Annotated in this window: 23 protein-coding genes; 11 read left to right on the forward strand and 12 right to left on the reverse strand. The window is 66.3% G+C overall.

The genetic code is table 11. The annotated features are described in order from the left end of the window. Nucleotides 1–47: 47 nt before the first annotated feature. A complete protein-coding gene (locus tag SL003B_RS00280) occupies nucleotides 48–2330 on the reverse strand; it encodes an NADP-dependent malic enzyme (protein WP_013650817.1) in 2283 nt (760 codons plus the stop codon). A 144-nt stretch (nucleotides 2331–2474) separates the two neighbouring features. Here SL003B_RS00280 and mutS point away from each other — a divergent pair, with 144 nt between their 5' ends. Next, entirely contained in the window at nucleotides 2475–5192 is a 2718-nt protein-coding gene (gene mutS / locus SL003B_RS00285) for a DNA mismatch repair protein MutS (protein ID WP_013650818.1), read from the forward strand. A 99-nt stretch (nucleotides 5193–5291) separates the two neighbouring features. After that, the gene (locus SL003B_RS00290; RefSeq protein ID WP_013650819.1) at nucleotides 5292–5711 is read left to right on the forward strand and encodes a hypothetical protein; all 420 of its coding nucleotides are present in this window, start codon (nucleotides 5292–5294) and stop codon (nucleotides 5709–5711) included. Here SL003B_RS00290 and SL003B_RS00295 read toward each other — a convergent pair. The 3 genes from SL003B_RS00295 to SL003B_RS00305 all read right to left on the reverse strand — a co-directional run bounded on the left by SL003B_RS00295 (nucleotide 5708) and on the right by SL003B_RS00305 (nucleotide 7508). Further along, complete coding sequence (locus SL003B_RS00295; RefSeq protein WP_013650820.1) at nucleotides 5708–6061, reverse strand: hypothetical protein; 354 nt, start codon at nucleotides 6059–6061, stop codon at nucleotides 5708–5710. The two genes, SL003B_RS00290 and SL003B_RS00295, sit on opposite strands and share 4 nt — an antisense overlap. Before the next feature lie 118 nt (nucleotides 6062–6179). Beyond that, nucleotides 6180–6827 (reverse strand): DUF2799 domain-containing protein, encoded by a 648-nt coding sequence (locus SL003B_RS00300; protein ID WP_148259214.1) that lies wholly within the window; start codon nucleotides 6825–6827, stop codon nucleotides 6180–6182. A 147-nt stretch (nucleotides 6828–6974) separates the two neighbouring features. Next, the gene (locus SL003B_RS00305; protein ID WP_013650822.1) at nucleotides 6975–7508 is read right to left on the reverse strand and encodes a DUF2244 domain-containing protein; all 534 of its coding nucleotides are present in this window, start codon (nucleotides 7506–7508) and stop codon (nucleotides 6975–6977) included. A 22-nt stretch (nucleotides 7509–7530) separates the two neighbouring features. Here SL003B_RS00305 and nth point away from each other — a divergent pair, with 22 nt between their 5' ends. After that, nucleotides 7531–8361 carry an endonuclease III gene (gene nth / locus SL003B_RS00310; protein ID WP_049792527.1) on the forward strand — a complete coding sequence of 277 codons (831 nt, stop codon included), beginning with the start codon at nucleotides 7531–7533 and terminating at the stop codon, nucleotides 8359–8361. A gap of 23 nt (nucleotides 8362–8384) precedes the next feature. Here nth and irrA read toward each other — a convergent pair whose 3' ends face one another. Further along, the gene (gene irrA, locus SL003B_RS00315) at nucleotides 8385–8819 is read right to left on the reverse strand and encodes an iron response transcriptional regulator IrrA (RefSeq protein ID WP_041375297.1); all 435 of its coding nucleotides are present in this window, start codon (nucleotides 8817–8819) and stop codon (nucleotides 8385–8387) included. Nucleotides 8820–9167: 348 nt separating this feature from the next. On the opposite strand from irrA, the gene fabA reads away from it, so the two are divergent. The 3 genes from fabA to fabI all read left to right on the forward strand — a co-directional run bounded on the left by fabA (nucleotide 9168) and on the right by fabI (nucleotide 11879). After that, a complete protein-coding gene (fabA, locus tag SL003B_RS00320; RefSeq protein ID WP_013650825.1) occupies nucleotides 9168–9674 on the forward strand; it encodes a 3-hydroxyacyl-[acyl-carrier-protein] dehydratase FabA in 507 nt (168 codons plus the stop codon). A gap of 116 nt (nucleotides 9675–9790) precedes the next feature. Beyond that, complete coding sequence (gene fabB, locus SL003B_RS00325; protein WP_013650826.1) at nucleotides 9791–11008, forward strand: beta-ketoacyl-ACP synthase I; 1218 nt, start codon at nucleotides 9791–9793, stop codon at nucleotides 11006–11008. Between the two features lie 58 nt (nucleotides 11009–11066). After that, entirely contained in the window at nucleotides 11067–11879 is an 813-nt protein-coding gene (gene fabI, locus SL003B_RS00330; protein WP_013650827.1) for an enoyl-ACP reductase FabI, read from the forward strand. Between the two features lie 57 nt (nucleotides 11880–11936). Here the strand turns inward: fabI and SL003B_RS00335 are convergent, their stop codons facing one another. Next, on the reverse strand, nucleotides 11937–12452 hold the full coding sequence (locus SL003B_RS00335) for an SH3 domain-containing protein (protein WP_013650828.1): 516 nt from the start codon (nucleotides 12450–12452) through the stop codon (nucleotides 11937–11939). A 279-nt stretch (nucleotides 12453–12731) separates the two neighbouring features. On the opposite strand from SL003B_RS00335, the gene SL003B_RS00340 reads away from it, so the two are divergent. Further along, complete coding sequence (locus tag SL003B_RS00340; RefSeq protein ID WP_013650829.1) at nucleotides 12732–13718, forward strand: 2-hydroxyacid dehydrogenase; 987 nt, start codon at nucleotides 12732–12734, stop codon at nucleotides 13716–13718. A gap of 41 nt (nucleotides 13719–13759) precedes the next feature. Here SL003B_RS00340 and dnaQ read toward each other — a convergent pair whose 3' ends face one another. The 5 genes from dnaQ to SL003B_RS00365 all read right to left on the reverse strand — a co-directional run bounded on the left by dnaQ (nucleotide 13760) and on the right by SL003B_RS00365 (nucleotide 17466). After that, a complete protein-coding gene (dnaQ, locus tag SL003B_RS00345; protein WP_013650830.1) occupies nucleotides 13760–14482 on the reverse strand; it encodes a DNA polymerase III subunit epsilon in 723 nt (240 codons plus the stop codon). A 98-nt stretch (nucleotides 14483–14580) separates the two neighbouring features. After that, entirely contained in the window at nucleotides 14581–15168 is a 588-nt protein-coding gene (gene coaE / locus SL003B_RS00350) for a dephospho-CoA kinase (protein WP_013650831.1), read from the reverse strand. After that, nucleotides 15165–16010, reverse strand: a complete 846-nt coding sequence (locus SL003B_RS00355) for a shikimate dehydrogenase (RefSeq protein WP_013650832.1) — start codon at nucleotides 16008–16010, stop codon at nucleotides 15165–15167. The genes coaE and SL003B_RS00355 overlap by 4 nt, the downstream gene beginning before the upstream one ends. Next, on the reverse strand, nucleotides 16007–16600 hold the full coding sequence (locus SL003B_RS00360) for a Maf-like protein (RefSeq protein WP_013650833.1): 594 nt from the start codon (nucleotides 16598–16600) through the stop codon (nucleotides 16007–16009). The genes SL003B_RS00355 and SL003B_RS00360 overlap by 4 nt, the downstream gene beginning before the upstream one ends. A gap of 17 nt (nucleotides 16601–16617) precedes the next feature. Next, on the reverse strand, nucleotides 16618–17466 hold the full coding sequence (locus tag SL003B_RS00365; RefSeq protein ID WP_083812010.1) for a pyruvate, water dikinase regulatory protein: 849 nt from the start codon (nucleotides 17464–17466) through the stop codon (nucleotides 16618–16620). A gap of 431 nt (nucleotides 17467–17897) precedes the next feature. Here SL003B_RS00365 and hemE point away from each other — a divergent pair, with 431 nt between their 5' ends. The 3 genes from hemE to rho all read left to right on the forward strand — a co-directional run bounded on the left by hemE (nucleotide 17898) and on the right by rho (nucleotide 20897). Continuing rightward, nucleotides 17898–18926 carry a uroporphyrinogen decarboxylase gene (gene hemE / locus SL003B_RS00370; RefSeq protein WP_041375298.1) on the forward strand — a complete coding sequence of 343 codons (1029 nt, stop codon included), beginning with the start codon at nucleotides 17898–17900 and terminating at the stop codon, nucleotides 18924–18926. A 12-nt stretch (nucleotides 18927–18938) separates the two neighbouring features. Next, on the forward strand, nucleotides 18939–19367 hold the full coding sequence (gene hemJ / locus SL003B_RS00375; protein ID WP_013650836.1) for a protoporphyrinogen oxidase HemJ: 429 nt from the start codon (nucleotides 18939–18941) through the stop codon (nucleotides 19365–19367). Nucleotides 19368–19631: 264 nt separating this feature from the next. Further along, nucleotides 19632–20897, forward strand: a complete 1266-nt coding sequence (gene rho, locus SL003B_RS00380; RefSeq protein ID WP_013650837.1) for a transcription termination factor Rho — start codon at nucleotides 19632–19634, stop codon at nucleotides 20895–20897. A 166-nt stretch (nucleotides 20898–21063) separates the two neighbouring features. Here the strand turns inward: rho and SL003B_RS00385 are convergent, their stop codons facing one another. Further along, nucleotides 21064–23076 (reverse strand): thioredoxin domain-containing protein, encoded by a 2013-nt coding sequence (locus SL003B_RS00385; protein WP_013650838.1) that lies wholly within the window; start codon nucleotides 23074–23076, stop codon nucleotides 21064–21066. A 128-nt stretch (nucleotides 23077–23204) separates the two neighbouring features. Between SL003B_RS00385 and mnmE the strand changes: the two genes are divergently transcribed. After that, nucleotides 23205–24557: a tRNA uridine-5-carboxymethylaminomethyl(34) synthesis GTPase MnmE gene (gene mnmE / locus SL003B_RS00390; protein WP_013650839.1), complete on the forward strand. Its 1353-nt coding sequence runs from the start codon at nucleotides 23205–23207 to the stop codon at nucleotides 24555–24557. Nucleotides 24558–24779: the final 222 nt, after the last annotated feature.

Consider the following 24779-nt stretch of genomic DNA (forward strand, 5'->3'; position numbering starts at 1 on the left):
CCCCCTTGCCGGGAAGCGCGAGGGGGACCGAACGCAGCGGCCGACGGTCACGTCACGTTGTAAGCCGCGATCGCGGCCATGTTGACGATGTCGCTGTCCTTGGCGCCCATGGGCACGATCTGCACCGGCTTGTCGAAGCCGACCAGCAGCGGGCCGATGACGGTCGAGCCGCCGAGTTCCTGCAGCATCTTGGTCGAGATCGAGGCGGAGTGGAACGCCGGCATGATCAGCACGTTGGCCGGGCCGGTCAGGCGGCAGAACGGATAGGCGGCCATCTTGTCCATGTTGAGCGCGACGTCGGCGGCCATCTCGCCGTCGTATTCGAAGTCGACGCGGCGACGGTCGAGGATCTTGACCGCCTCCTGCACCCGCTCGGCGCGCTCGCCCTTGGGATGGCCGAAGGTCGAATAGGCCAACATGGCAACGCGCGGCTCGTAGCCGAGCCGGCGGGCGACATGGGCGGCCTCCTCGGCGATGTCGGCCAGTTCCTCGGAATTGGGCATGTCGTGGACGGTGGTATCGGCGATCAGCACCGTGCGCCCGCGCGCCAGCACCACCGACACACCGATGACCCGGTGGCCGGGCTTGGTGTCGATGCACTGGCGCATGGTGTCGAGGGCGACGGAGTAGTTGCGGGTGATGCCGGTGACCATGGCGTCGGCGTCGCCGCGGGCGACCATGATGGCGCCCCAGTAGTTGCGGTCGTTGTTGACCATGCGCTGGCAGTCGCGCAGCAGGTAGCCCTTCCGCTGCAGCCGGCCGTAGAGATACTGGGCATAGTCGGCGTTGCGGGTCGACAGGCGGGCGTTCTGGATGCGGATGCCGGGGCGGTCGAGATCGACGCCGGCGGCCTGGGCGCTGGCGCGTACCTCGTCCTCGCGGCCGATCAGGATCGCCTCGCCGAGGCCCTGGTTGGCGAAGCTGACCGCGGCGCGGATGACCGGCTCCTCCTCGCCCTCGGCGAAGACGACGCGCTTGGGCATCTGGCGCACCCTGCTGAAGATGCGCTGCAGCGTGCCGGCGACCGGGTCGCGGCGGGCGGACAGCTGCTGGCGGTAGTGGTCCATGTCGACGATCGGCCGGCGGGCGACGCCCGAATCCATCGCCGCCTGGGCCACCGCCGGCGGGATCGCGGAGATCAGGCGCGGATCGAAGGGCACCGGGATGATGTATTCGGGGCCGAACTTCGGCCGGTTGCCGCGATAGGCGGCAGCGACCTCGTCGGGCACCTCCTCGCGGGCGAGATCGGCCAGCGCATGGGCACAGGCGACCTTCATGGCGTCGTTGATGGTCGTCGCCTGGACGTCGAGCGCGCCGCGGAAGATGTAGGGGAAGCCGAGGACGTTGTTGACCTGGTTGGGGTAGTCGGAACGGCCGGTGGCCATGATGGCGTCGTCGCGGATGGCGGCGACCTCCTCCGGGGTGATCTCCGGATCCGGGTTGGCCATGGCGAAGATGATCGGATTGGGCGCCATGACGCGGACCATGTCCGGGGTCAGCGCGCCCTTGACCGAAACGCCGAAGAAGACGTCAGCGCCCTTGAGCGCGTCATAGAGCGAGCGGGCGTCGGTCTTCACCGCATGGGCCGACTTCCACTGGTTCATGCCCTCCTCGCGGCCCTGGTAGATGACGCCCTTGGTGTCGCACAGGATGACGTTGTCATGCGGGATGCCCATCGCCTTGACCAGCTCGATGCAGGCGATGCCGGCCGAGCCGGCGCCATTGCAGACGATTCTGGTCGTCTTCATGTCGCGGCCGGTCAGGTGCAGGGCGTTGATCAGGCCGGCGGCGGCGATGATCGCGGTACCGTGCTGGTCGTCGTGGAAAACCGGGATGTCCATCAGTTCGCGCAGGCGCTGCTCGATGATGAAGCAGTCGGGCGCCTTGATGTCCTCCAGGTTGATGCCGCCGAAGGACGGCCCGAGGTAGCGCACCGCGTTGATGAATTCGTCCACATTCTCCGTATCGACCTCGAGGTCGATGGAATCGACGTCGGCGAAACGCTTGAACAGCACCGCCTTGCCCTCCATCACCGGTTTGGAGGCGAGAGCGCCGAGGTTGCCGAGGCCGAGGATCGCCGTGCCGTTGGAGATCACCGCCACCAGGTTGCCGCGCGTGGTGTAGTCGAAGGCGCGGCTCGGGTCCTCCGCGATGGCGCGCACCGGCACGGCCACGCCGGGCGAATAGGCCAGCGACAGGTCGCGCTGGGTGGCCATCGGCTTGGTCGGCGTGATCTCCAGTTTGCCGGGCCGTCCCTCCTGGTGGAACTGCAGGGCTTCCTGTTCGGTGAAGCTGACCCCGGTCTTGGTCGATTTGTCGGTGACGGGCATGATCGGTGCGTTTCCTCGAGGCGATTTGTGGGCCGTGCGCGGCGGCGAAGGGACATGGACATTATCCCCTGAAAATTACCGGCTCAAGGCACCATGGAACAAAGCGTCTGTGAAAGCGCGGAACGAGTTTGCTAGGGTCCGCCCATGTCGCCCGATCCGAGACCAGATGCCGCTGCGCCCGATGCCCGCGTGACGCCGATGATGGCGCAGTACATCGAAATCAAGGCTGCCAATCCGGATAGCCTGCTGTTCTACCGCATGGGCGATTTCTACGAACTGTTCTTCGAAGACGCGGAGGTTGCCTCGCGCGCGCTCGGCATCACCCTGACCAAGCGCGGCAAGCACCTGGGGGAGGACATCCCCATGTGCGGCGTGCCGGTGCATGCCGCCGACGACTACCTGCAGAAACTGATCGCGCTCGGCCATAGGGTCGCCGTGTGCGAGCAGACCGAGGACCCGGCCGAGGCGCGAAAGCGCGGCTCCAAGTCGGTGGTGCGGCGCGATGTCATCCGCCTAGTAACGCCCGGCACGCTGACCGAGGAGCGGCTGCTGCAGGCCGGCAGCAACAATTTCCTGGCGGCCGTGACGCGGCTGCGCGGCGGATCGAGCCTCGGCGACGGCGTGTTCGGCCTGGCCTGGATCGACATGTCGACCGGCGCGTTCCACGTCGCCGAGACCGATGCCGGCCGGCTCGCCGCGGACCTCGCCCAGATCGACCCGCGCGAGACGATCCTGCCGGATTCTCTGCTGCAGGAGAGCGCGATTCGGCAGCTGTTCGACAGCTTCAGCACGGCGCTGTCGCCGGTGCCGCGCGCCTTTTTCGACGGCTCGACCGCCGCCGACCGGCTGGCCTCCTATTTCGGCGTCTCCACCCTCGACGGCTTCGGCAGCTTCTCGCGCGCAGAGCTTGCCGCCGCGGCCGGCATCCTCGCCTATATCGAGAAGACCCAGCTCGGCGAACGCCCGCCGCTCGACCCGCCGAGCCGGGAAGCGGCGCGCGGGACGATGCTGATCGACCCGGCGACGCGGGCCAACCTGGAGCTGACGCGCACGCTGTCGGGCGAGCGCCAGGGCAGCCTGCTCGCCGCGATCGACCGCACGGTGACCGGCGCCGGCGCCCGGCTGCTGGCCAGTCGGCTGGCCGGGCCGCTGACCGATCCGCAGGCGATCGCCCGCCGGCACGATGCCGTCGGCTTCTTCCTCGACGAGGAGATGATGCGCGAACGTCTGCGCGGCGAGCTCAAGGCGGCGCCGGACATTGCCCGCGCGCTGGCGCGCATCGCCCTGCAGCGCGGCGGGCCGCGCGACCTGCTCGCGGTGGCCCAAGGCCTGCAGGCCGCCCGGCGCATCCTCGACCTGACCGAGACGGGACGCGACATCCCGGCGGAGATCGCCGCCGCGCGGGCAAGCCTCGCCGCCGCACCGCACGAGCTCGGGACGGAGCTCGCGCAGGCGCTGGCCGCCGAGCCGCCGCTGCTGAAGCGCGACGGCGGCTTCGTCGCCGGCGGCTACAACGCCGACCTCGACGAACTGCGCCTGCTGCGCGACGAATCGCGCCGGGTGATCGCCCGGCTGCAGGCCGACTACGCCGAGGAACTCGGCCTGAGGTCGCTGAAGATCAAGCACAACAATGTGCTCGGCTGGTTCATCGAGGCGCCCGGCGCGCAGGCCGAGAAGCTGACCGCCGATCCGGCGCGCTTCATTCACCGCCAGACCATGGCCGGCGCGATGCGCTTCACCACCACGGCCCTGGCGGACCTGGAATCGAAGATCGCCAGCGCCGGCGAGCGGGCACTGGCGATCGAACTGGAGATCTTCGAGACGCTGGCGCGCGCCGTGGTCGAGGCGGGCGAGGCGATCAAGGCGGCGGCCAGGGGGTTGGCGGTGCTCGACGTGTCGGCCGCGCTCGCCCGGCTTGCCCAGGACGACGGCTACACGCGGCCGCATGTCGACGACAGCCGCGCCTTCCGCATCGAGGCTGGCCGGCATCCGGTGGTGGAGCAGGCGCTGCGGCGTGCCGGGGGCGAAAGCTTCGTCGCCAACGATGCCGACCTCGGCCCGCAGGGCGGTTCCGATACCGGCCGGATCTGGCTGATCACCGGCCCGAACATGGCCGGCAAGTCGACATTCCTGCGCCAGAACGCGCTGATCGCCGTGCTGGCGCAGACGGGATCCTACGTGCCGGCGGCGCACGCCCACATCGGCGTCGTCGACCGGCTGTTCTCGCGCGTGGGCGCAGCCGACGACCTCGCCCGCGGGCGCTCGACCTTCATGGTCGAGATGGTCGAGACAGCGGCGATCCTCAACCAGGCGGGCGACCGCTCGCTCGTCATCCTCGATGAGATCGGTCGCGGCACAGCGACCTTCGACGGCCTGTCGATCGCCTGGGCGGCGATCGAACACCTGCACGAGGTCAACCGGTCGCGCGCCCTGTTCGCCACCCACTATCACGAGCTGACCGCGCTGGCGCAGCGGCTCGAACGGCTGTCCAACGCCACGGTGTCGGTGAAGGAATGGAACGGCGAGGTGGTCTTCCTGCACGAGATCGTGCCGGGCGCGGCGGACCGCTCCTACGGCATCCAGGTGGCCAAGCTCGCCGGCCTGCCGGCGGTCGTCGTCGAACGGGCCAGGGCTGTGCTGTCGCAACTGGAGGAGAAGGACCGACGGGCACCGGCAGAGACGCTGATCGACGACCTGCCGCTGTTCGCCGCCGCCCCGCAGCCGGCGCGACACCCCACGGACGCGCCGGCGACGGGGGCAGCCGATCCGCTGGCCGAGGCGCTGGATGCGCTCGACCCGGACGACATGACGCCGCGCGCGGCGCTCAACGCCCTCTATGCGCTGAAAAAATTGCGCAGCTGAGACCTGCCGCACGCCAGATCGTGATGCCGCCGACAACGGCAGCGCCAGGCTCAGGCTACGCTGCCATCGTGCGAAGCGGATCGGAAACAGGAGCGGGCGATGTCCCTGGCGGATGCCGAATGGATCTTCCATCACGTGCTGACCGGCACGGCCTATGCCTTGGGCGCCGTGACGGTGCTGCTCGTGCTGTGGCCCTTCGGCGCCCGCCCGCCGCTCGCTGCCGCCCTGTTCGGCTTCGCCGCGGTGCCTCTGCTATGCGTCCTGATCGCGGAAGCGGCAACCCGCCACTGGTACGACACGCCCGGCACGCTCGGCACCGGCAGTCTGTTCATTGTGCTGCCGGCGGCAACGGCCGGAGCGGCAGCCGCGCTGGTCCTGTCGCTGGCCGGCGTCTTTGGCCTGCCGGCAGCGAACTGGCGGGCGCAGCCTGGGATCTGGTTGGGGTTGACCGCATCCCTGTCGGCCGTTGCGCTCCTTTTGTGGCGGGTTTGGCCAACACCCCGCCCGCGGCTGTTCTAGGCCTTTCCTGCGGCAGAGACCTGGGCCGCCGCGCGGTGATAGGCCTTGATCTCGTCGATCTCCGCCAGCATCGCCTTCAAGGCCTCGATGGCCCGGCGCTCGTCGTCGCTCAGCGGTCGCTCGGGGCGGAAATGCGCCAGCAGCACGGCCATGGCGTCACCGATGCGGCCGAGCTGGCGGCCGTAGCTGCCGACCTCGGCGAGGATGTCCTGTTCCACTTCCGGCGCGCTGGAGCGGCCGAGGTTGATGTTGACGAAGCCGAACTGTCCGCCAAAGGAGCGGAACACGGCGGTCCAGGGATTGATCGCCTGGGTGACGTCGCCGGACAGCGGCAGCTTGAAGGACGGCATGGGCACCTCCTGAAACACGGGGAGACGCCGATTGAACGCCGACGCTGCGGCAGGACGCAAGCCCCGCGTGCAGCGACGGCCGGCTTCACCCGGCCGACCGCGGCGCCGGCGGTGCTGCCTATTGCCCGCCGTAGCCGGGTATCAGGACCGACGCCTCGGCATGCACGGCGGCTTCCGTCGCCTGGTATTCGGCCTGTTTCTGCAGCAGGGACCAGCGGGCGTCCTGCAGCTGGAAGCGGGAATCCTGGATGGCGTTGCGCAGGTCCTGCGCCTTGTTGCGGCAGTCCTGCTGGGCCTCGGGCTTGGCCCGGGCGCAGTCGACCTGGCGCAGCTTTGCCTCGTCGGAGGCAATCCGCGACTCCAGCGAGCGGATTCGGGTTTCGACCTGCTCGACGGCGCTGCGCGCGGACCACAGCCGATAGCCGAGGCGATAGCTCTGTTCGAAGCTCCCGGCGAGGGCCGGCGGGCAGATGCCGGAATGGCTCGAGCCCTGGCGGCCGACGTTGAAGCCGTTCGCCGGCGTGCAGTAGATCTGGACGCCCTCGTTCCAGCCGGCGAGATAGGCCTGCGGATCGGGCGTCACGCCGTGGCGGCCACAATCCTTGACGATGTCCTCGATCCGGTTCGACGATCGACCGACTGCCCCGTCGGCGCGGCCGAGAGACACCCAGTCGCCGGCAAGACACTGGTCCTTCGAAACGCTCTCGCAGCCGCCGAGCGTCAATGCCAGGCCCATGCCGGCCGCAATCCCCATCCAAAGCTTCATGTGTGCAATCACCCCAACAGGCCACCAGCAAATACGCGCTGAATAGCCATGCAGGACGCACCATGCCAGAGGCCAGAGGCCGGTCACGGCGCCAGTGGCGATTTTTCGGAGGACAAGATTAACAGAGATGGTCGGACGCCCAGGCTGTCAGCGCGGCACGGTGCCGGCCTTGGCCGTGGCGACGGCCGCGGCGAGCGCACCGGCGAAGCTGGTGCGATCGTCCGGATTGAGGAAGGCGCCGATGTCGACGCTCTGGTCGCGGATCGACAGCGCGATCCTGGTCACGCCCTCGTCCTCCAGCCGGGCGACCGACAGGCGTACCCAGAACGGGTTGAAACGGAATTCCTGGCGCCGCTTGCCGGGGCCGACCTTGCGGATGACGATCTCGTGCGCCGAGACGCAGACCTCCTCATAGGCATTGGCCGAGGCGTAGTTCATGCGGAAGGCGACCCAGACGAGAAGCACGTCGAGCCCGAAGAAGCCAAACACCGGCCAGGCGCCGATCGACAGGAACAGGGTGCCGGCGGCGAAGCAGATGGCCCCGGTGCACAACATGAGCACCAGGAAGCCGTTCGGCCCGAGCGAGCGGTGCGGCGTCAGGATAGCGCTGAAGAAGGGCTCGTCGCCCGAAGGGGGCTGCTGCCCGGCCCGTCCGCCGGGTTTCGGATTGTCGGGGTTCATGGACTGCCTTTATAGAGGAGACATGAGCGAAAAGAAGATCACGAAGTCGCGCCGATCCGCAACCGGCGCGAAAAAGATGGCCGAAGACGGGGCGAGACCGGCAAAAAGACGTCCGTCGCGGCCCCGCTACACGCGCCAGGAGGCGTATGCGCTGTTCGAGCGCTTCCATGCCGACAACCCCGAACCGAAGGGCGAACTCGACCACGTCAATGCCTTCACCCTGCTGGTCGCGGTCGTGCTGTCGGCGCAGGCGACGGACGTCGGCGTCAACCGGGCGACGCGCACCCTGTTCCGGATCGCGGACACGCCGGAAAAGATGGTCGCCCTCGGCGAGGACCGGGTGCGCGAGGAAATCCGTACCATCGGCCTCTACAAGACCAAGGCGAAGAACGTCATCCTGCTGTCGCAGCAGCTGATCCGCGACCACGGCGGTCGGGTGCCCGAAAACCGCGAGGCGCTGGAGACGCTGCCGGGCGTCGGCCGCAAGACCGCCAACGTGGTGCTCAACATCGCCTTCGGCCATCCGACCATCGCCGTCGACACCCACCTGTTCCGGCTCGGCAACCGGATCGGCATCGCGCCAGGCAGGACTCCGCTGGAGGTCGAACTGGCGCTGGAGAAGATCGTGCCGGACGTCTTCCGCCGGCATGCGCACCACTGGCTGATCCTGCACGGGCGCTACATCTGCAAGGCGCGCAAGCCGGAGTGCGCGCGCTGCGTCATCTACGACCTGTGCAAGAGCACCGAGAAGGTACCGCTCGACGCGGTGCCCGACATCGCGCTGCGCACAGCACGCCTGATCGAAGCGGCAAAGACCAGCAACCCTGAAGCGATCAGGGAACCGGCCGGGTAAGGATCGAGAAAATCAGCTCTAAATCAGCTCTTCGGGCGGACGCGGACGACCACATCGACGCGCACGATCTCCATGCCTTCCGGCGCTTTCGGGACGCGGCCGAGGCCGACGCCGTCGTGCGGAATGTCGATCACCCGGTTTTCGCCCTCGATGAAGAAGTGATGGTGATCGTGGACGTTGGTGTCGAAATAGGTCTTGGTGCCGTCGATGGCGACCTCACGCAGCAGGCCGGCCTCGGTGAACTGGTGCAGCGTGTTGTAGACCGTGGCGAGCGACACGGGAACTTCCGCCTTCACCGCCTCCTCGTGCAGATGCTCAGCCGAGATGTGCCGGTTGCCCTTCGAATACAGCAACTCGGCGAGGGCGACGCGCTGGCGGGTCGGCCTCAATCCGGCGTCGCGGAGCATTTCCGTGACGTTGCAGGAATGGGTGTGCTCGACGTGATCGACTTCGCTCATGGTCGGCTGCGGTTCTCTGTCGCGATGCGTTTCGGGCACGCCTGTCCGAGCGGACGCGCCGGTTCCAGTTACCCTGTTTGCCATTTCTTGGGCCATGGATGCAAGTTTTTTGCTGACGAAAGTCCATCTCGCGACTGATTCCGACAAATCCTACAATGATTGTCAGACTGCGGCAAAGCCGCGCGCAGCCGCGCCGCCCGCCCGGCCGCCGCTTTGCGGACAGCGATCTTCCGAAGCGGATGGGCCTGTGTTAGGAAGGCGCCGAACCATTTGAGAAAAGACTTTCCGAATGCGCGGTTCCGACCCATTCGACGGAGCGCCTTTCGGAACAGACCATGCGGGAACGGAATGACCGAGCGGCGCTCAAGCTACGACTATGAAGACCTGCTCGCCTGCGGACGCGGCGAGCTGTTTGGCCAGGGGAACGCGCAGCTGCCGCTGCCGCCGATGCTGATGTTCGACCGGATCACCGAGATCTCGGAGACCGGCGGCGAGTTTGACAAGGGCTTCGTGCGGGCCGAATTCGACATCAAGCCGGACCTGTGGTTCTTCCCCTGCCACTTCCAGGGCAATCCGGTGATGCCGGGCTGTCTCGGCCTCGACGCCCTGTGGCAGCTGACCGGCTTCTTCCTTGGCTGGCTCGGCCTGCCGGGCCGGGGCATGGCGCTGTCGACCGGCGAGGTGAAGTTCAAGGGCATGGTCACGCCGAAGGTGAAGCTGGTCGAATACGGCGTCGACTTCAAGCGCGTGATGCGCGGACGCCTGGTGCTCGGCATCGCCGACGGCTGGCTGAAGGCCGACGGCGAACCCATCTACAAGGCGACCGACCTCAAAGTCGGGCTGGCACAGGGCTGACGGAAGGGCGCGCGCGGATCGCCGTGCGCAATGCCCCTGCAGCATCTCGAGATCAATCCAGAAAGGCCGCGCGGGGGGGTGCACACCGCAGCGGTGCAGACAGACAGGAGACCGCGATGAGGCGGGTAGTGGTTACCGGCATGGGAATTGTGTCTTCGATCGGAGACACGACCCAGGAGGTCCTGGCGAGCCTGCGCGAGGGCCGCTCCGGCATCGTGCGAGCGCAGGAATATGCCGACATCGGCTTCAGGTGCCAGGTTCACGGCGCGCCGAAGCTCGACCCGAGCGAGGTGCTCGACCGGCGGACCACGCGCTTCATGGGCGACGGCGCAGCCTGGAACTACATCGCCATGCAGCAGGCGATCCAGGACTCGGGCCTGGAAGACGGCGACGTGACCAACGAGCGCACCGGAATCATCATGGGCTCGGGCGGACCGTCGACGCGTGCGATCGTGCAGGCGGCCGACATCGCCCGCGAGAAGGGGCCGAAGCGCATCGGCCCAACCGCGGTGCCGAAGGCCATGTCATCGACCAATTCCGCAACCCTGGCGACGCCGTTCAAGATCCACGGCGTCAACTATTCGATTTCGGCGGCCTGTGCGACCACCAACATCTGCATCGGCAACGCTGCCGAGCTGATCCAGTGGGGCAAGCAGGACATCGTCTTCGCGGGCGGCGGCGAGGAATTGGACTGGACCCTTTCGGTGCTGTTCGACGCCATGGGCGCCATGTCGTCAAAATACAATGACACGCCGGCGACCGCGTCTCGACCCTATGACGCCAACCGCGACGGCTTCGTCATCGCCGGCGGCGCGGGCGTTCTGGTCCTCGAGGAACTGGAGCACGCCAAGGCGCGCGGCGCCAGAATCTACGCCGAGATCGTCGGCTATGGCGCGACCTCGGACGGCTACGACATGGTCGCGCCGTCGGGCGAAGGCGCCCAGCGCTGCATGAAGCTCGCGCTGTCGACGGTGGATTGCCCCGTCGACTACATCAACCCGCACGCAACGTCGACACCGGTCGGCGATGCCAAGGAGATCGAAGCGATCCGCGCCGTGTTCGGCGACAAGATCCCGCCGATCTCGGCGACCAAGGCGCTGACCGGGCACTCGCTCGGCGCGGCCGGCGTGCAGGAGGCGATCTATTCGATCCTGATGATGCAGAACCGCTTCATTGCCCCTTCGGCCCATATCGAGACGCTGGACCCCGAGTTCGCCGACGTGCCGATCGTGCGCGAGCGCGTCGACAACGTCGAGCTCAACTGCGTGCTGTCCAACGGCTTCGGTTTCGGCGGCACCAACGCCACGGTCGTGTTCAAGAAATTCGACGCATAGCGGATTGCCGGCGGCCTTGCTGGCCGTGGGGTCCCCGACACTCTGACAGGAGTTCCGTATGGACGGGCTGATGAAGGGCAAGCGCGGGCTTGTCATGGGCGTTGCGAACGATCACTCGATCGCATGGGGCATCGCCAAGGCGCTGGCCGAGCAGGGCGCCGAACTGGCGTTCACCTACCAGGGCGAGGCCTTCGGCAAGCGGACCAAGCCGCTGGCCGACTCGGTCGGCTCGACTATCCTGCTGCCCTGCGACGTCGAGGACATCGCATCGGTCGATGCCGTGTTCGACGCCCTGAAACGCGAATGGGGCAGCATCGACTTCCTGGTTCATGCGATCGCCTTCTCCGACAAGTCCGAGCTGCGCGGGCGCTATGCGGATACGACCCGCGATAACTTCACCCGCACCATGCTGATCTCGTGCTTCTCGTTCACGGAGATCGTCAAGCGAGCCGCAGAGCTTATGCCCGACGGCGGCTCGATCGTGACGCTGACCTACGGCGGTTCGACACGGGTGATGCCCAATTACAACGTGATGGGCGTCGCCAAGGCGGCGCTGGAATCGTCGGTGCGCTATCTGGCCGTCGACTACGGGGCGCAGAATATCCGCATCAACGCGATTTCCGCAGGCCCCGTGCGCACGCTCGCCGGTTCCGGCGTCTCGGACGCGCGGCTGATGTTCAACTTCCAGAAGCGCCACTCGCCGCTGCGGCGGACCGTGACGCTGGAGGAGATCGGCGGAACCGGCGTCTACCTGCTGTCCGACCTGTCGGGCGGCGTCACCGGCGAGATCCATTTCGTCGATTCCGGCTACAACATCATGTCGATGCCGCGCCTCGACGAACTGAAGAAGCAGGAAGGCAACGACGACTGACCGTCGCCGCCGGGGCCGATGTGGCGGCCCTTATTTCCAGCTACTCCGGCCGCGGGATCAGTCGATGGTCTCGTCGGGGTAGACGCCAAACAGCCGGGTCTGGTCGATCCAGCCCCGGTAGCCGGCCCCCTCGACACGGCACCAGCCGCCGCGGCATTGCCTTACCTCCGCCAGCACCTTCGACTGCAGATAGGCGACAATCGGCGCATCGGAGCGGGCGCTGGCGCGCAGCGGCGTGGCGGTATCGGCCGATTCCCACGGCGTCACCAGCCCGGTCCTTCGTCCGGACAACAGGGAATGGAACAACCAGCCCTCCTTGCCCTCCCAGTCACGGACGCGGCGCCAATTCTCGAATTCCTGCACGATCTCCACCGGCAGGCCGGCCTGGACATAGGTCCAGGCGACCTCGTGGTCGCGCGAGGGACCCATGCGCACGTTGACGCGGTCAGATTTCAGGCTCACGAAGCGAGGCACGGGCAAGCCGCTGGCCGTGCCCGTCCTCGTCGCCTGCGCCAGCGCCGGCTGGGCAAGGGTCAGGACCGCGAGGGCCACGGTCAGGAAGCGAAGGAGCATCTGGGGAGTCGATCGGGATCGCGCCATGGGTCGTGTCGGTTCACGCTGTGAGTCGATGGATGGTGGCTGTCCAGAAGCTGTAGCGAAGTCGCTCCAGACTGGCCAGAGGCTCGGCGCAAGAGCGCGGCCATTGGTCCTGCTCGTACGCCCATCCCCTTGTTTCTGCCAGACCATCTGGTAAGGAGAACGGGGACAAGCTGCAGTCGCGCGCTCCGCCGGCTGCTATAATGGGACCGTTAGGGTTAAGGGGCCCTCAACGCTACGCAGAAGGCAAGAGGCATGGCGAAAAAGAAGCCTGTGGTTGTCGTCACGCGCAAGCTTCCGGACGTTGTCGAGACGCGGATGCGCGAGCTGTTCGAAACGCGCCTGAACGAGAGCGACCGCCCTTTCAGCCAGGCCGAACTGGTCGAGGCCGTCAAGACGGCCGACGTCCTGGTGCCGACGGTGACCGACCGCATCGACGCCGCCGTGCTGTCGCAGGCAAGCCCGAACCTCAGGCTGATCGCCAACTTCGGCAACGGTGTCGACAACATCGACGTCATCACCGCCAACAACCGCGGCATTAACGTCACCAACACGCCGGGCGTGCTGACCGAGGATACTGCCGACATGACCATGGCGATGATCCTGGCGGTGCCGCGCCGGATCGCCGAAGGCATCAAGGTGATGGAAGGCGGCGAGTGGAGCGGCTGGTCTCCGACCTGGATGCTCGGCCGGAGGATCTGGGGCAAACGGCTCGGCATCATCGGCATGGGCCGGATCGGCCAGGCCGTGGCACGCCGGGCCAAGGCCTTCGGCATGTCGATCCACTACCACAACCGCCGGCGCCTGCCGACCGACATCGAGGATGCGTTGGAGGCGACCTATTGGGACAGCCTCGACCAGATGCTGGCGCGCATGGACGTGGTATCACTGCACTGCCCGCACACGCCGGCAACCTTCCACCTGCTGTCGGCGCGCCGGCTGAAGCTGATGAAGAAGGACGCCTATCTGGTCAACACCGCCCGTGGCGAGGTGATCGACGAGACCGCTCTGATCCGCCAGCTCGAGGCCGGAGAGCTGGCCGGAGCCGGGCTCGACGTGTTCGAACACGAACCGGCGGTCAATCCGAAGCTTGCGCAGATGAGCCAGGTGCTGCTGCTGCCGCACATGGGCTCGGCGACCATCGAGGGCCGCATTGAGATGGGCGAGAAGGTCATCATTAACATCAAGACCTTCATGGACGGCCACCGTCCGCCCGACCGCGTCCTGCCATCGATGCTGTAAGCGGCGGCGGGCCGAGGAACCGGTCGAGACGGTCGCTCGTTTCAGTTGCCGGAATATTTCGACCAGATCGCCGTCTCGCCCATGCCGGCGACGAAGGTTGCGTGAGCAGCCTTTTCCTCCTCAGTAAGCCAGGAAGCGAGCGGAACCGGCCGCGGCGGCGCAGACCGCACTTGTGCGGGACCGGATCCCTCGCTCTGGCCTCCGTACGACCGGCCCGATACTTCCTCCTGAAGCACCAGGCCCAGCGCCGTCTGCCGGCCGCCGATCAGTTCGAGATAGACCTCGGCCAGAAGCTCGGAGTCAAGCAGAGCGCCGTGACGCGTACGGCGGGAATTGTCGATGCCGTAGCGACCGCACAGCGCATCGAGGGAATTCGGCCCCATCGGATGCTTGCGGCGGGCGAGTTCCAGCGTGTCGAGCACCTGGGTGCGCGGGATCGGCAAGCGGCCGGCGCGCGACAGCTCCATGTTGATGAAGCCCATGTCGAAGGCCGCGTTGTGGATGACCAGGCGCGCGTCGCCGACGAAGGCGAGGAACTCGTCGACGATCTCGGCGAACACCGGCTTGTCGGCCAGGAACTCGGCCGACAGGCCGTGGACGTTGAACGCCGCCTCGGGCATGTCCCTCTCGGGATTTATGTAGACGTGATAGGTGTTGCCGGTCGGCACGTGATTGAACAGCTCGACGCCGCCGATCTCGACCAGCCGATCGCCGTTGCGCGGATCGAGGCCGGTGGTTTCCGTGTCGAAGGCGATTTCCCGCATGTTCGGTACCACTCCCTTTGCGCGTTGCCTGCCCAGTTTGCCCGTGCCCGGCGCCGGGGCAACCGGCAGCGGCGGCTTATCCCCCGCGCAAGAGGCCGTCAGGCCATGGCGGCGACCGCGCGCAGGATGGCGGCGACCGAGCGCTCGGCGGCGGCAAGCCCGAGGCCGGTGTCGATGAGGAAATGGGCGCGGCGGCGCTTGTCCGCATCCGGCATCTGGCGCGCGAGGATCGCGGCCAGCCGCTCCTCGGTCATGCCCGGCCGGGCGAGCGCTCGGGCCTTCTGCACGCCCGGGTCCGCGGTAACCACGACGCTGGCGGCGACCCGGCGCTCGCCGCCGGTCTCGAACAGCAGCGGAATGTCGAGCACCACGACGCGCCGGCGCTCCTGAAGCGCCCGGTCGAGGAAGGCCTGTTCCTCCGCGCGCACCAGCGGATGGACGATGGCCTCGAGGCGGCGGATTTCGTCGGGCTTGCCGAGGACGGCTTCGCCGAGACGCGTGCGGTCGACCCGGCCGTCGACGACGGTGCCGGGGAAGGCCGCCTCGATCAGCGGCGCGGCGCGACCTGTGTAGAGCGCATGGACCGCGGCATCCGCGTCGTGGACAGGCACGCCGGCAGCGGCGAACATCTTCGCCGTCGTCGACTTGCCCATGGCGATCGAACCGGTAAGGCCGAGCCGGATCACGTGGTCGCCCCGAGGTCGGCAAGGACGATCCGGCGCAGCTCGTCGTCGACTTCCGGCCGCACGCCAAACCAGCGCTCGAAGCCCGGCGCTGCCTGATGCAGCAGCATGCCGAGGCCGTCGACGGTGCGGTTGCCGCGCGCAGCTGCCTGCCGGAGCAGGTCGGTTTCCAGCGGCGTGTAGATGATGTCGGTGACCAGGGCGTCCTTCGGCAGGCCGTCGAGGTCGATCTGGAGCGGCGGCTTGCCGGTCATGCCGGCGGCCGTCGTGTTGACCAGCAGTGCCGCCTGTCCGAGATGTTCGCACAGCTTGTCCCAAGGATAGGCCTCGACGCCGAAACCGAAATGATCGGCCAATTGGCTGGCCTTTTCGGTAGTCCGGTTGAAAATCTTCACAGGCGCGAAGCCGCGTGCGCGCAGCGCCCACACGACGGCGCGAGCCGCGCCGCCGGCGCCGAGCACGACCGCCGGCCCGGGGCGGGCATCCCAGCCCGGCGCCCTCTGGTCGAGATTGCCGAGGAAGCCGATGCCGTCCGTATTGGCGCCGCACAGGCGGCCGTCGCCATCCAACCAGAGCGTATTGACCGCGCCCATCGCGCGCGCGGCCTCGTCGAGTTCGTCGCAGGCGGCGGCGGCCGTCTCCTTGTGCGGGACCGTGACGTTGCAGCCGACGAGACCCGACTCGCCGAAATGGCGGTAGAACCGCTCCGCATCCTCCGGCGCGACCGGCAGGCGGATGTAATCGCCGGCAAGGCCGTATTTCTTCAGCCAGTGACCATGGACCAGAGGCGAGCGGGAATGGGCGACCGGCCAGCCGGTGATCGCGGCGCGAGGACGGCGGATCATGCGTCGATTTCTCCGCTGTCGCGCAGGAAAGCCAGCAACGGCAACATCGGCAGGCCGAGGATGGTGAAATAATCGCCGTCGACCGTCTCGAAAAGCTGCACGCCGAGGCCCTCGAGCTGGTAGCAGCCGACGCTCGACAGGGCGGCATCGCCGGCGGCGGCCAGATAGCGGCCGACATAGGCCGGCGACAGGTCGCGCATGGTCAGGCGCGCGGTGGAGACATGACTCCAGACCGTCTCGCCGCCGCGCGCAACCGCCACGGCCGAATGCAGCTCGTGGGTCCGCCCGGACAGGGTGAGCAGCTGGCGGCGGGCCGCTGCCATGTCGGCAGGCTTGGTGAACCGCTCATCGCCGAGCCCGAGGACCTGATCGGCCCCGATGACCAGATCGTCCGGCCGGCGGGCGGAGACCTCCTGCGCCTTGGCCTCGGCCAGCACGCGCGCGATATCCTCCGGCGCGACGCCGGCCGCCAGCAGAGGGGCCTCGACGGCGCGTTCGTCGATCCGGGCAGGATCGACCGCCACCGTCAGGCCAGCGTTTTCCAGAAGCTCAGCGCGGATGCGGCTGCCGCTCGCCAGTATCAGGGCCATTCCAGTCCTCTTTCTCGTCAGCGACCGGTCACGGCCGTGCCGCCGAGCCTGTGTTCGCGGAACAGTTCCATGATTTCGGCCGCAGTCTCCTCGATGGAACGGCGGGTAACGTCGATCAGCGGCCAGCCCTGCTCGACGCACAGCCGGCGGGTCGCGGCAATCTCGCGGGCGATTTCCTTCCGGTCGACATAGGTGTCACCGTAGCCGCTGGCGTTCAAGGACAGAACCCGGTTCTGGCGGATCTGCTGGATCCGTTCAGCCGAGGCGATCAGGCCGACCACCAGCGGCTTCTTCAGGCGAAGGAGCTGGGGCGGCAGAGGGATGTCGGGAACGATCGGCACATTGGCCGACTTGATGCCCCGGTTAGCGAGATAGATGCAGGTCGGCGTCTTGGATGTCCGGCTGATGCCGACGAGGACGATGTCGGCGTGTTCCAGATCTTCGGAGATCTGCCCATCGTCATGCATCATCGTATAGTTGAGTGCATCGATGCGCTTGAAATATTCCGCGTCGAGTGCGTGCTGGCCGCCGATGCGGCGGGTCAGTGGCACGTTCAGGTAGGACTGGAACACGGCGAAGACCGGATCGAGGATATTGACGAAGGGAATACCGATCTCGCGGCAGATGCGTTCGAGACGCTCGGCGATTTCCTTGTCGACCAGCGTGTAGAGCACGATGCCCGGTGCCGCCTCGATCTGACCGATGACCCTGTCAAGCTGCTTGTGGGTGCGCACTAGCGGATAGACGTGCTCGATCGACTGGACCGTCTCGTACTGAACGGTCGCCGCGCGGGCGACGGTCATCAGCGTTTCTCCGGTCGAATCGGACACCAGATGGAGATGAAAGTAGTGTCTCGATTTACCCACGATGTCATCCCCAGGGCTGTTGACAGGCTGGCACAACCTGGCAGTCCGGCCATTTCGACCTTCCGGTTATGCCCGCTCGCCGGATTTCATTAACAGATGGTAAAGTTCGAACTAATGGCCCCGAAACGGAAGCGGCGGCTTGTGGATCCACACCAGGCAGCAAAGCAGCAACAGGTTATCCACTTGCGCCCAAATTGTTAACCGATCCTTAATATCACATCAAATCATTGATAATAAATACTTTTTCACTCCACGCCAAATCCGTCCCAGAGTCCTGTCCCCTCAGCGCGACGATTCATCCCGGACGGAAAATCGCAAGGACCGATTGTGGACAACGAATGATCCCGGTAATCCACTCACCAGAATAAAAATCAAATCCAAATCAACAAGAATCCCTTTTTTAGGTGAGCACGGGAAAAGGAACAGAATCGATGGAATCCAGGGACCGGGCAGTCATGCGAGTGCTCTCGGGAGAACGCCTCTGGCCACCCCCGATCTGGATGATGCGCCAGGCCGGACGCTATCTGCCGGAATATCGGGAAGCGCGGGCGAAGGCTCCGAACTTCCTCGACTTCTGCTACAATCCCGATCTGGCTACGGAAGTAACCCTGCAGCCGATCCGTCGGTACGGCTTCGACGCCTCGATCCTGTTTTCGGACATCTTCGTCGTTCCAGATGCCATCGGATATCCCGTTCGCTTTGAAGAAGGACGCGGTCCCGTGCTGGAGCCGCTGTCCGCAAAGCTGGTCGACGGATTGGAGCAGGGGCGTGCCGAGGCGCACCTGGAACCGGTCATCGAGACGGTTCGACGATTGCGGGCGCAGCTGCCCGGGGAAACGACGTTGCTCGGCTTCTGCGGTGCGCCCTGGACCGTCGCCTGCTATTCGGTCGCCGGCCACACCACACAGGATCAGACGGCGGCGCGGATCGGCTCCTATCGGGATCCCGCGTTGCTCGGTCGGTTCATCGATCAGCTGGTGACCGCTTCGATCCAGTATCTGGTTCGCCAGCTCGAGGCGGGTGCAGACGCCGTGCAAATCTTCGATACATGGGCGGGGGTGCTCGACGAAGACGGTTTCCGGCGCTGGTGCATCGAGCCGACACGGGCGATCGTCGCCGGCGTCAAGGCGCAGCGGCCAGAAGCCAAGGTCATCGGTTTCCCGAAAGCTTCGGCGGCCCGACTCGAAAGCTACATCGATGGCACGGGGATCGATGCGGTCGGACTTGACTGGACCGTGCCGGACACGTTGGCAAGGACGGTGCAGAGGCGCGTGCCGGTGCAGGGCAACCTCGATCCGATGCGGCTCGTGGCAGGCGGGAAGGCACTGGACGACGGCATCGACCGTGTGCTGTCCGCTCTGGGCGAGGGTCCGTTGATCTTCAACCTCGGGCACGGCGTGACGCCCGAAACCGATCCGGACAACGTCGCGCGCATGGTCGAGCGGGTGCGGCGCGGCTGAGGAGAAACGGACATGGATCTCTATTCTTGGATCAAGTCGATCCACGTCATTTCGATCATTGCCTGGATGGCGGGCATGCTCTACCTGCCGCGGCTGTTCGTCTATCACGTCGACGCCGAACCGGGGTCGAAGCAGTCCGAGACCTTCAAGGTGATGGAGCGGCGCCTGCTGAAGGCGATCATCAATCCGTCGATGATCGCAGCCTGGATCTTCGGCCTGTGGGCAGCTTATGAGATCGGCGCGTTCAGTCATGGCTGGTTCCACGCCAAGCTGACGCTGGCACTGCTGTTGTCGGCCGCGCACGGCTATCTCGCCCGCTGCGTGAAAACCTTCGCGCGCGACGCCAACACGCGACCGGCCCGCTTCTACCGGATGCTCAACGAGGTACCGACCGTGCTGATGATCGGTATCGTCATCTTGGTGATCGGCAAGCCGTTCTGATACTCGAGGCGAGCTGTCCGAGGTATCCGGACAGGTGACAATGTTCTTGCAGCGGCTTCGCGAAGCGGTTATTGTCCCTGCCAACTTCACGTAAGGTGCGCGGGGGGACCATCCTCCCGATCCAGGCCCGCTGCCGAAGCAAGCGGTTTCTCTGCGGCCGGCATCTCCTCCGCTTCCAGTCTGACTTCTGTTACCTCCTGCGTTTCACGGTTCCAGAAGCGCCCTTCCGCTTACCCCACCCCCAACAGAGAACGATCCCAGTTGATGCGGGAAATGAAACTCAAAGACCTGAAAGAAAAGACGCCCACCGAACTGCTGGCTTTTGCCGAAGAGCTCGAGGTGGAAAACGCCAGCACGATGCGTAAGCAGGAGCTGATGTTCGCGATCCTGAAGCGGCTGGCCGCGCAGGACGTCGACATCATCGGCGAAGGCGTCGTCGAAGTCCTCCAGGACGGCTTCGGCTTCCTGCGTTCACCTGACGCAAACTATCTGCCGGGACCGGACGACATCTATGTGTCGCCATCCCAGATCCGGCGCTTCTCGCTGCGCACCGGCGATACGGTGGAAGGGCAGATCCGCAGCCCGAAGGAAGGCGAACGCTATTTCGCGCTGCTCAAGGTCAATACGATCAATTTCGAGGATCCGGAAAAGACCCGGCACAAGGTCCATTTCGATAACCTGACGCCGCTCTATCCGGATGAGCGGTTCAAGATGGAGATCGAGGATCCGACCTCCAAGGACCTGTCGTCACGGATCATCGACCTCGTTGCGCCGCTCGGCAAGGGCCAGCGCGCGCTGATCACGGCGCCGCCGCGTACCGGCAAGACGGTGTTCCTGCAAAACATCGCCAAGTCGATCACGACCAACCATCCGGAATGCTATCTGATCGTTCTGCTGATCGACGAGCGCCCGGAAGAGGTGACCGACATGCAACGCACGGTCAAGGGCGAGGTCGTGTCGTCGACCTTCGACGAACCGGCGGCCCGACATGTGCAGGTCGCTGAGATGGTCATCGAGAAGGCCAAGCGCCTGGTCGAGCACGGTCGTGACGTGGTCATCCTGCTCGATTCGATCACCCGTCTCGGCCGCGCCTACAACACTGTGGTGCCTTCGTCGGGCAAGGTTCTGACGGGCGGCGTCGACGCCAATGCCCTGCAGCGGCCCAAACGCTTCTTCGGCGCGGCGCGCAACATCGAGGAGGGCGGCTCTTTGACCATCATCGCGACCGCACTGATCGATACCGGCAGCCGCATGGACGAGGTGATCTTCGAAGAGTTCAAGGGCACAGGCAACTCGGAAATCATCCTCGACCGCAAGATCTCCGACAAGCGCGTGTTCCCGGCGATCGACATCCAGCGTTCCGGCACGCGTAAGGAAGAACTGCTGGTGGCGCCGGACAAGCTCAAGAAGACCTTCGTGCTGCGCCGAATCCTCAACCCGATGGGTACGGTTGACGCGATCGAGTTCCTGCTCGACAAGCTGCGCCAGACCAAGTCGAACGACGATTTCTTCGACAGCATGAATGCGTAGCAACTGATTCGGGTTCGATCCGTTCACAAGGCGCGTCCGGAGGCTTCCGAGGCGCGCCTTTTCGTTTGCGTCCCGACCATCGATTCGGATCCGTGCCAACCGTTAAGAGAACCTTAACTGTCCAGCGGGCCGCCGGAGCGGCCGCCTGGGCGCATCGGCGATATGGCTATACGGCGAAGCCGAGCGTACGCTGAAGCTCCGTGGTCGTGGCGGCGGGCAGCGAGCAGGCGCCCTCGCGGCAGACATAGGCAGCTGGCCTGCCGTCCAGTGCTGGCTTCCCGTGCGCCGGATGGTCCTTCGGCAAGCCATCGGTCGATTCGGTGACTAGACGGGTCAGTGCCGGATCGACGGCACGGTCGAGGCTGTCGACAAGGTTGGAGGGATCGCTTCCGTTCGGGGCGACGACGACGGCAAGGCGGCCGTTGATGCGGGTGTCGAAGGCGCACAGAAGCGAAGCAGTGGCGAACAGGTTCTTCGGTACGTCGCCTGCAAAGGCATGAAACACTGCGTCGGCAACGTCGCGGTGGCGCCGGTCTCCGGTAAGCAGATAGAGCCGGGCGAAGGCATCGGCGGCGACGGAATTGGCGTTTGGGACCGCCTCGTCGGCGCTCGACAGCGGGCGCAGGATGAGATCAGTGGCATCATCCGCAGTCATGTAAAAGCCGCCGCCGGGCGCGGCGTAATGGCGGACAAGGGCGTCGGCGAAGCCTTCAGCGATGCGGAGGTAGTGCTGGGCATCCCAGGGACGCGCCTCGGCAAGGGCGATGGCGGCCTGCATCATTGCGGCGTGGTCGGAGGCGAAGCCCGGGAATACCAGACGCCCGGCGCGCCAGGCGTGACCGAGGCGTCCGCCCCCGGTCATCGATTCGGCAATGAAACGAAACGCCTGCTCGGCTGCCGCGATCCATGATTCACGTGAAACAATACGCCCGGCGCGGGCGAGGGCGGCGATGAGGAGGCCATTCCAGTCGGCGAGCACCTTGTCGTCGAGTGCCGGACGGACACGGGACGCCCGGCGGGAAAGCAGCTTGGCCCGCAAGGCGGCAAGACGGTTTTCCTCTTCCGGGCTTGCGGCTGTCCCCGTCAGGCGGTTCAGGATCGTGACGCCCTCCCAGTTGCCGGCGGCGGATATGTCGTAGAAGCGGGCGAAGAAGGCGGCGTCGGCACCGAGCACTTCGGCAACTTCGGCGGCGGTCCAGACGTAGAACCGACCTTCCTCGCCTTCCGAATCGGCGTCGAGGCTGGAGGCGAAGCCGCCTTCCGGCAGGCGCATCTCGTCGAGCAGCCAGCCGACCGTCTCGTCGATTCGGCAGCGGAACAGATCCTCGCCGGTGGCGAGCCAGGCGGTCAGCAGATGCTGCAGGTACTGGGCGTTGTCGTAGAGCATCTTCTCGAAATGGGGCACCAGCCAGCGCTCGTCGACGGAATAGCGCGCGATACCGCCCTTCAGATGGTCGTAGATGCCGCCGTTGGAAATCTGCCTCAGGGTGTGCAGAAAGGTCTCGCGGGCCGCGGGATTGCCGGTTCTCAGTCCGGCGCGCCAGACGAGGTCCAGGATCGAGGCCTGCGGAAACTTCGGCGCGCCGCGGATGCCGCCGTGCTCGGGGTCGAACAGGGATAGCAAGCGGTCGCCGGCAAGCACCAGAATCGCGCTGTCGAGCGGCGCGGCGGGCTGGGCGCGCTGCTTGAGGACCTGCATCAGTCCGGTGCGGTTGCGATCGATTCGGCTGCGTTCCGAGCGGTAGGTGGCGGCGACCGCCTCCAGGATGTCGACGAAGGCCGGCCGTCCCCATCGGGCCTCCTTCGGGAAGTAGGTGCCGCCCCAGAAGGGTTCTCCGTCGGGGGTGAGGAACATGGTCAGCGGCCAGCCGCCCTGTTCTCCGAGGGCATGCAGGGCGTTCATGTAGATCTGGTCGATGTCCGGGCGTTCCTCGCGGTCGACCTTGATGTTGACGAACAGGCGGTTCATCACCTCGGCTGTGGCCGGGTCCTCGAAGCTCTCGTGGGCCATCACATGGCACCAGTGGCAGGCCGCATAGCCGACCGAGAGCAGGATCGGCTTGTCCAGGCTCCGGGCCTCGGCCAGGGCTTTCTCGCCCCAGGGATGCCAGTGGACCGGGTTGTCCTTGTGCTGGAGAAGGTAGGGACTGGTGGCATCGGCGAGACGGTTGGCGCTCATGACGGCGACACGGGCTCCGGATCTGGCTATCGGGACTTCTACACTGCTTGCGGATAGGGTAGGCCATCGGACGCGCCACACAAGGTGGGCGTGGTGGATAAAGGCTGAAGGCCAACGACGGATGGACGATGACGGACACGATTTATGCTTTGTCGAGTGGCCCGGTCCCGGCCGGCGTCGCGGTCATCCGGGTCTCCGGTCCTTTGACTGTTGAGATTGTCCGGAAACTGTCCGGAAAGGCTCCTACACCCCGGCGGATCGCGCTTGGCCTGCTGCGGCGACCGGATACCGGCGAGGCGATCGACCAGGCGGTCGTGCTGTTCTTCAAGGGACCGTCCAGCTTCACCGGCGAGGACGTCGCCGAGTTCCAGTGCCACGGCGGCAGGGCGGTGGTGGCGGCGGTGCTGGAGTGCCTTGCAGCCTTTCCCGGCACGCGACCGGCGGAGGCGGGCGAGTTCACCCGGCGGGCCTTCGACAACGGCCGGATGGACCTGACAGAGGTCGAGGGCCTCGCCGACCTGATCGCGGCGGAGACTGAGGCACAGCGGCGCCAGGCCTTCCGGCAGATGGAGGGTTGGCTTGGCCGGCTCTACGACGGCTGGCGGGGGCGCCTCGTCCAGATGCGGGCGATGATCGAGGCGGATTTCGATTTCGCCGACGAGGAGGACGTGCCGGGTTCTGTTGCGGATGGCGTGTGGGACGCGGCGGCGGGGCTGCTTCGGGACATCGACGCCCATCTGGAGCAGTCGGGGCGCGGCGAACGGTTGCGTCAGGGCCTGCAGGTGGTCCTGATGGGTGCGCCTAACGCCGGCAAGTCCAGCCTGCTCAACGCGCTCGCCGGACGGGATGTCGCCATCGTCACCGAGGAGGCGGGCACGACGCGGGACGTGATCGAGGTGCATCTCGACCTCGACGGCTATCCGGTGACGCTCGCCGACACGGCGGGCCTGCGCGCGGAGGCGGGCCGTGTCGAGCGGGAGGGTATTCGGCGGGCGACGGAGCGGGGCCGGGGCGCCGACCTGATCCTGTGGGCCGCAGAGCCGGGCGGACCATTGCCCGAAGATCCGCTGGAGGGGCTCCCGGAGGCCGTGCGCGCGGCAGGGGTTCCCGTATGGATGTTGCGGACCAAGACCGATCTCGTGACTCCTCCGGAACGAGACTCTTCCGAAATGAGCCTTGTAATTCCTGTTTCGACCCAAACGGGGATGGGCATTAAGAGCCTTCTAGACCGGCTTTCCTGTTTCGCGACTGAAACGCTTTCACTCGGGGAGGCGCCCCTGGCGACGCGACAGCGGCACCGCTTTCACCTGGCTGCCTGTCGGGATGCGCTTGCGGCGGCGGTGGCGAGTCGGGGCCTGCCGGCGGAGTTGAGAGCCGAGGACCTGCGCCGGGCGGCCGACGCGCTCGGCCGGATCACCGGCCGCATCGACGTCGAGGATCTGCTCGACGTCATCTTCCGCGAGTTCTGCATCGGAAAGTAGGTGTTTCACGTGAATCCGATTCGGCGCCGGAAGGATTGGCCCGGCGTGCCGAGCAGCGCGAAGAGGTCCGGGTTTTCTTTCACCTTCCCCTGAGTGCCCTGTGAGTGGGGGTGTTGAAGCGCGGGTGCCTTGACCGGAACCTGCCCCGCATGGTCCGAGACGACGCTGCGCGTCTCGTCACCATGGGGGCGATGGGGAGAGGTGTGGTCGGACTCGATTCGG

This window comes from Polymorphum gilvum SL003B-26A1, assembly GCF_000192745.1.
Classification (GTDB): Bacteria; Pseudomonadota; Alphaproteobacteria; order Rhizobiales; family Stappiaceae; genus Polymorphum; species Polymorphum gilvum.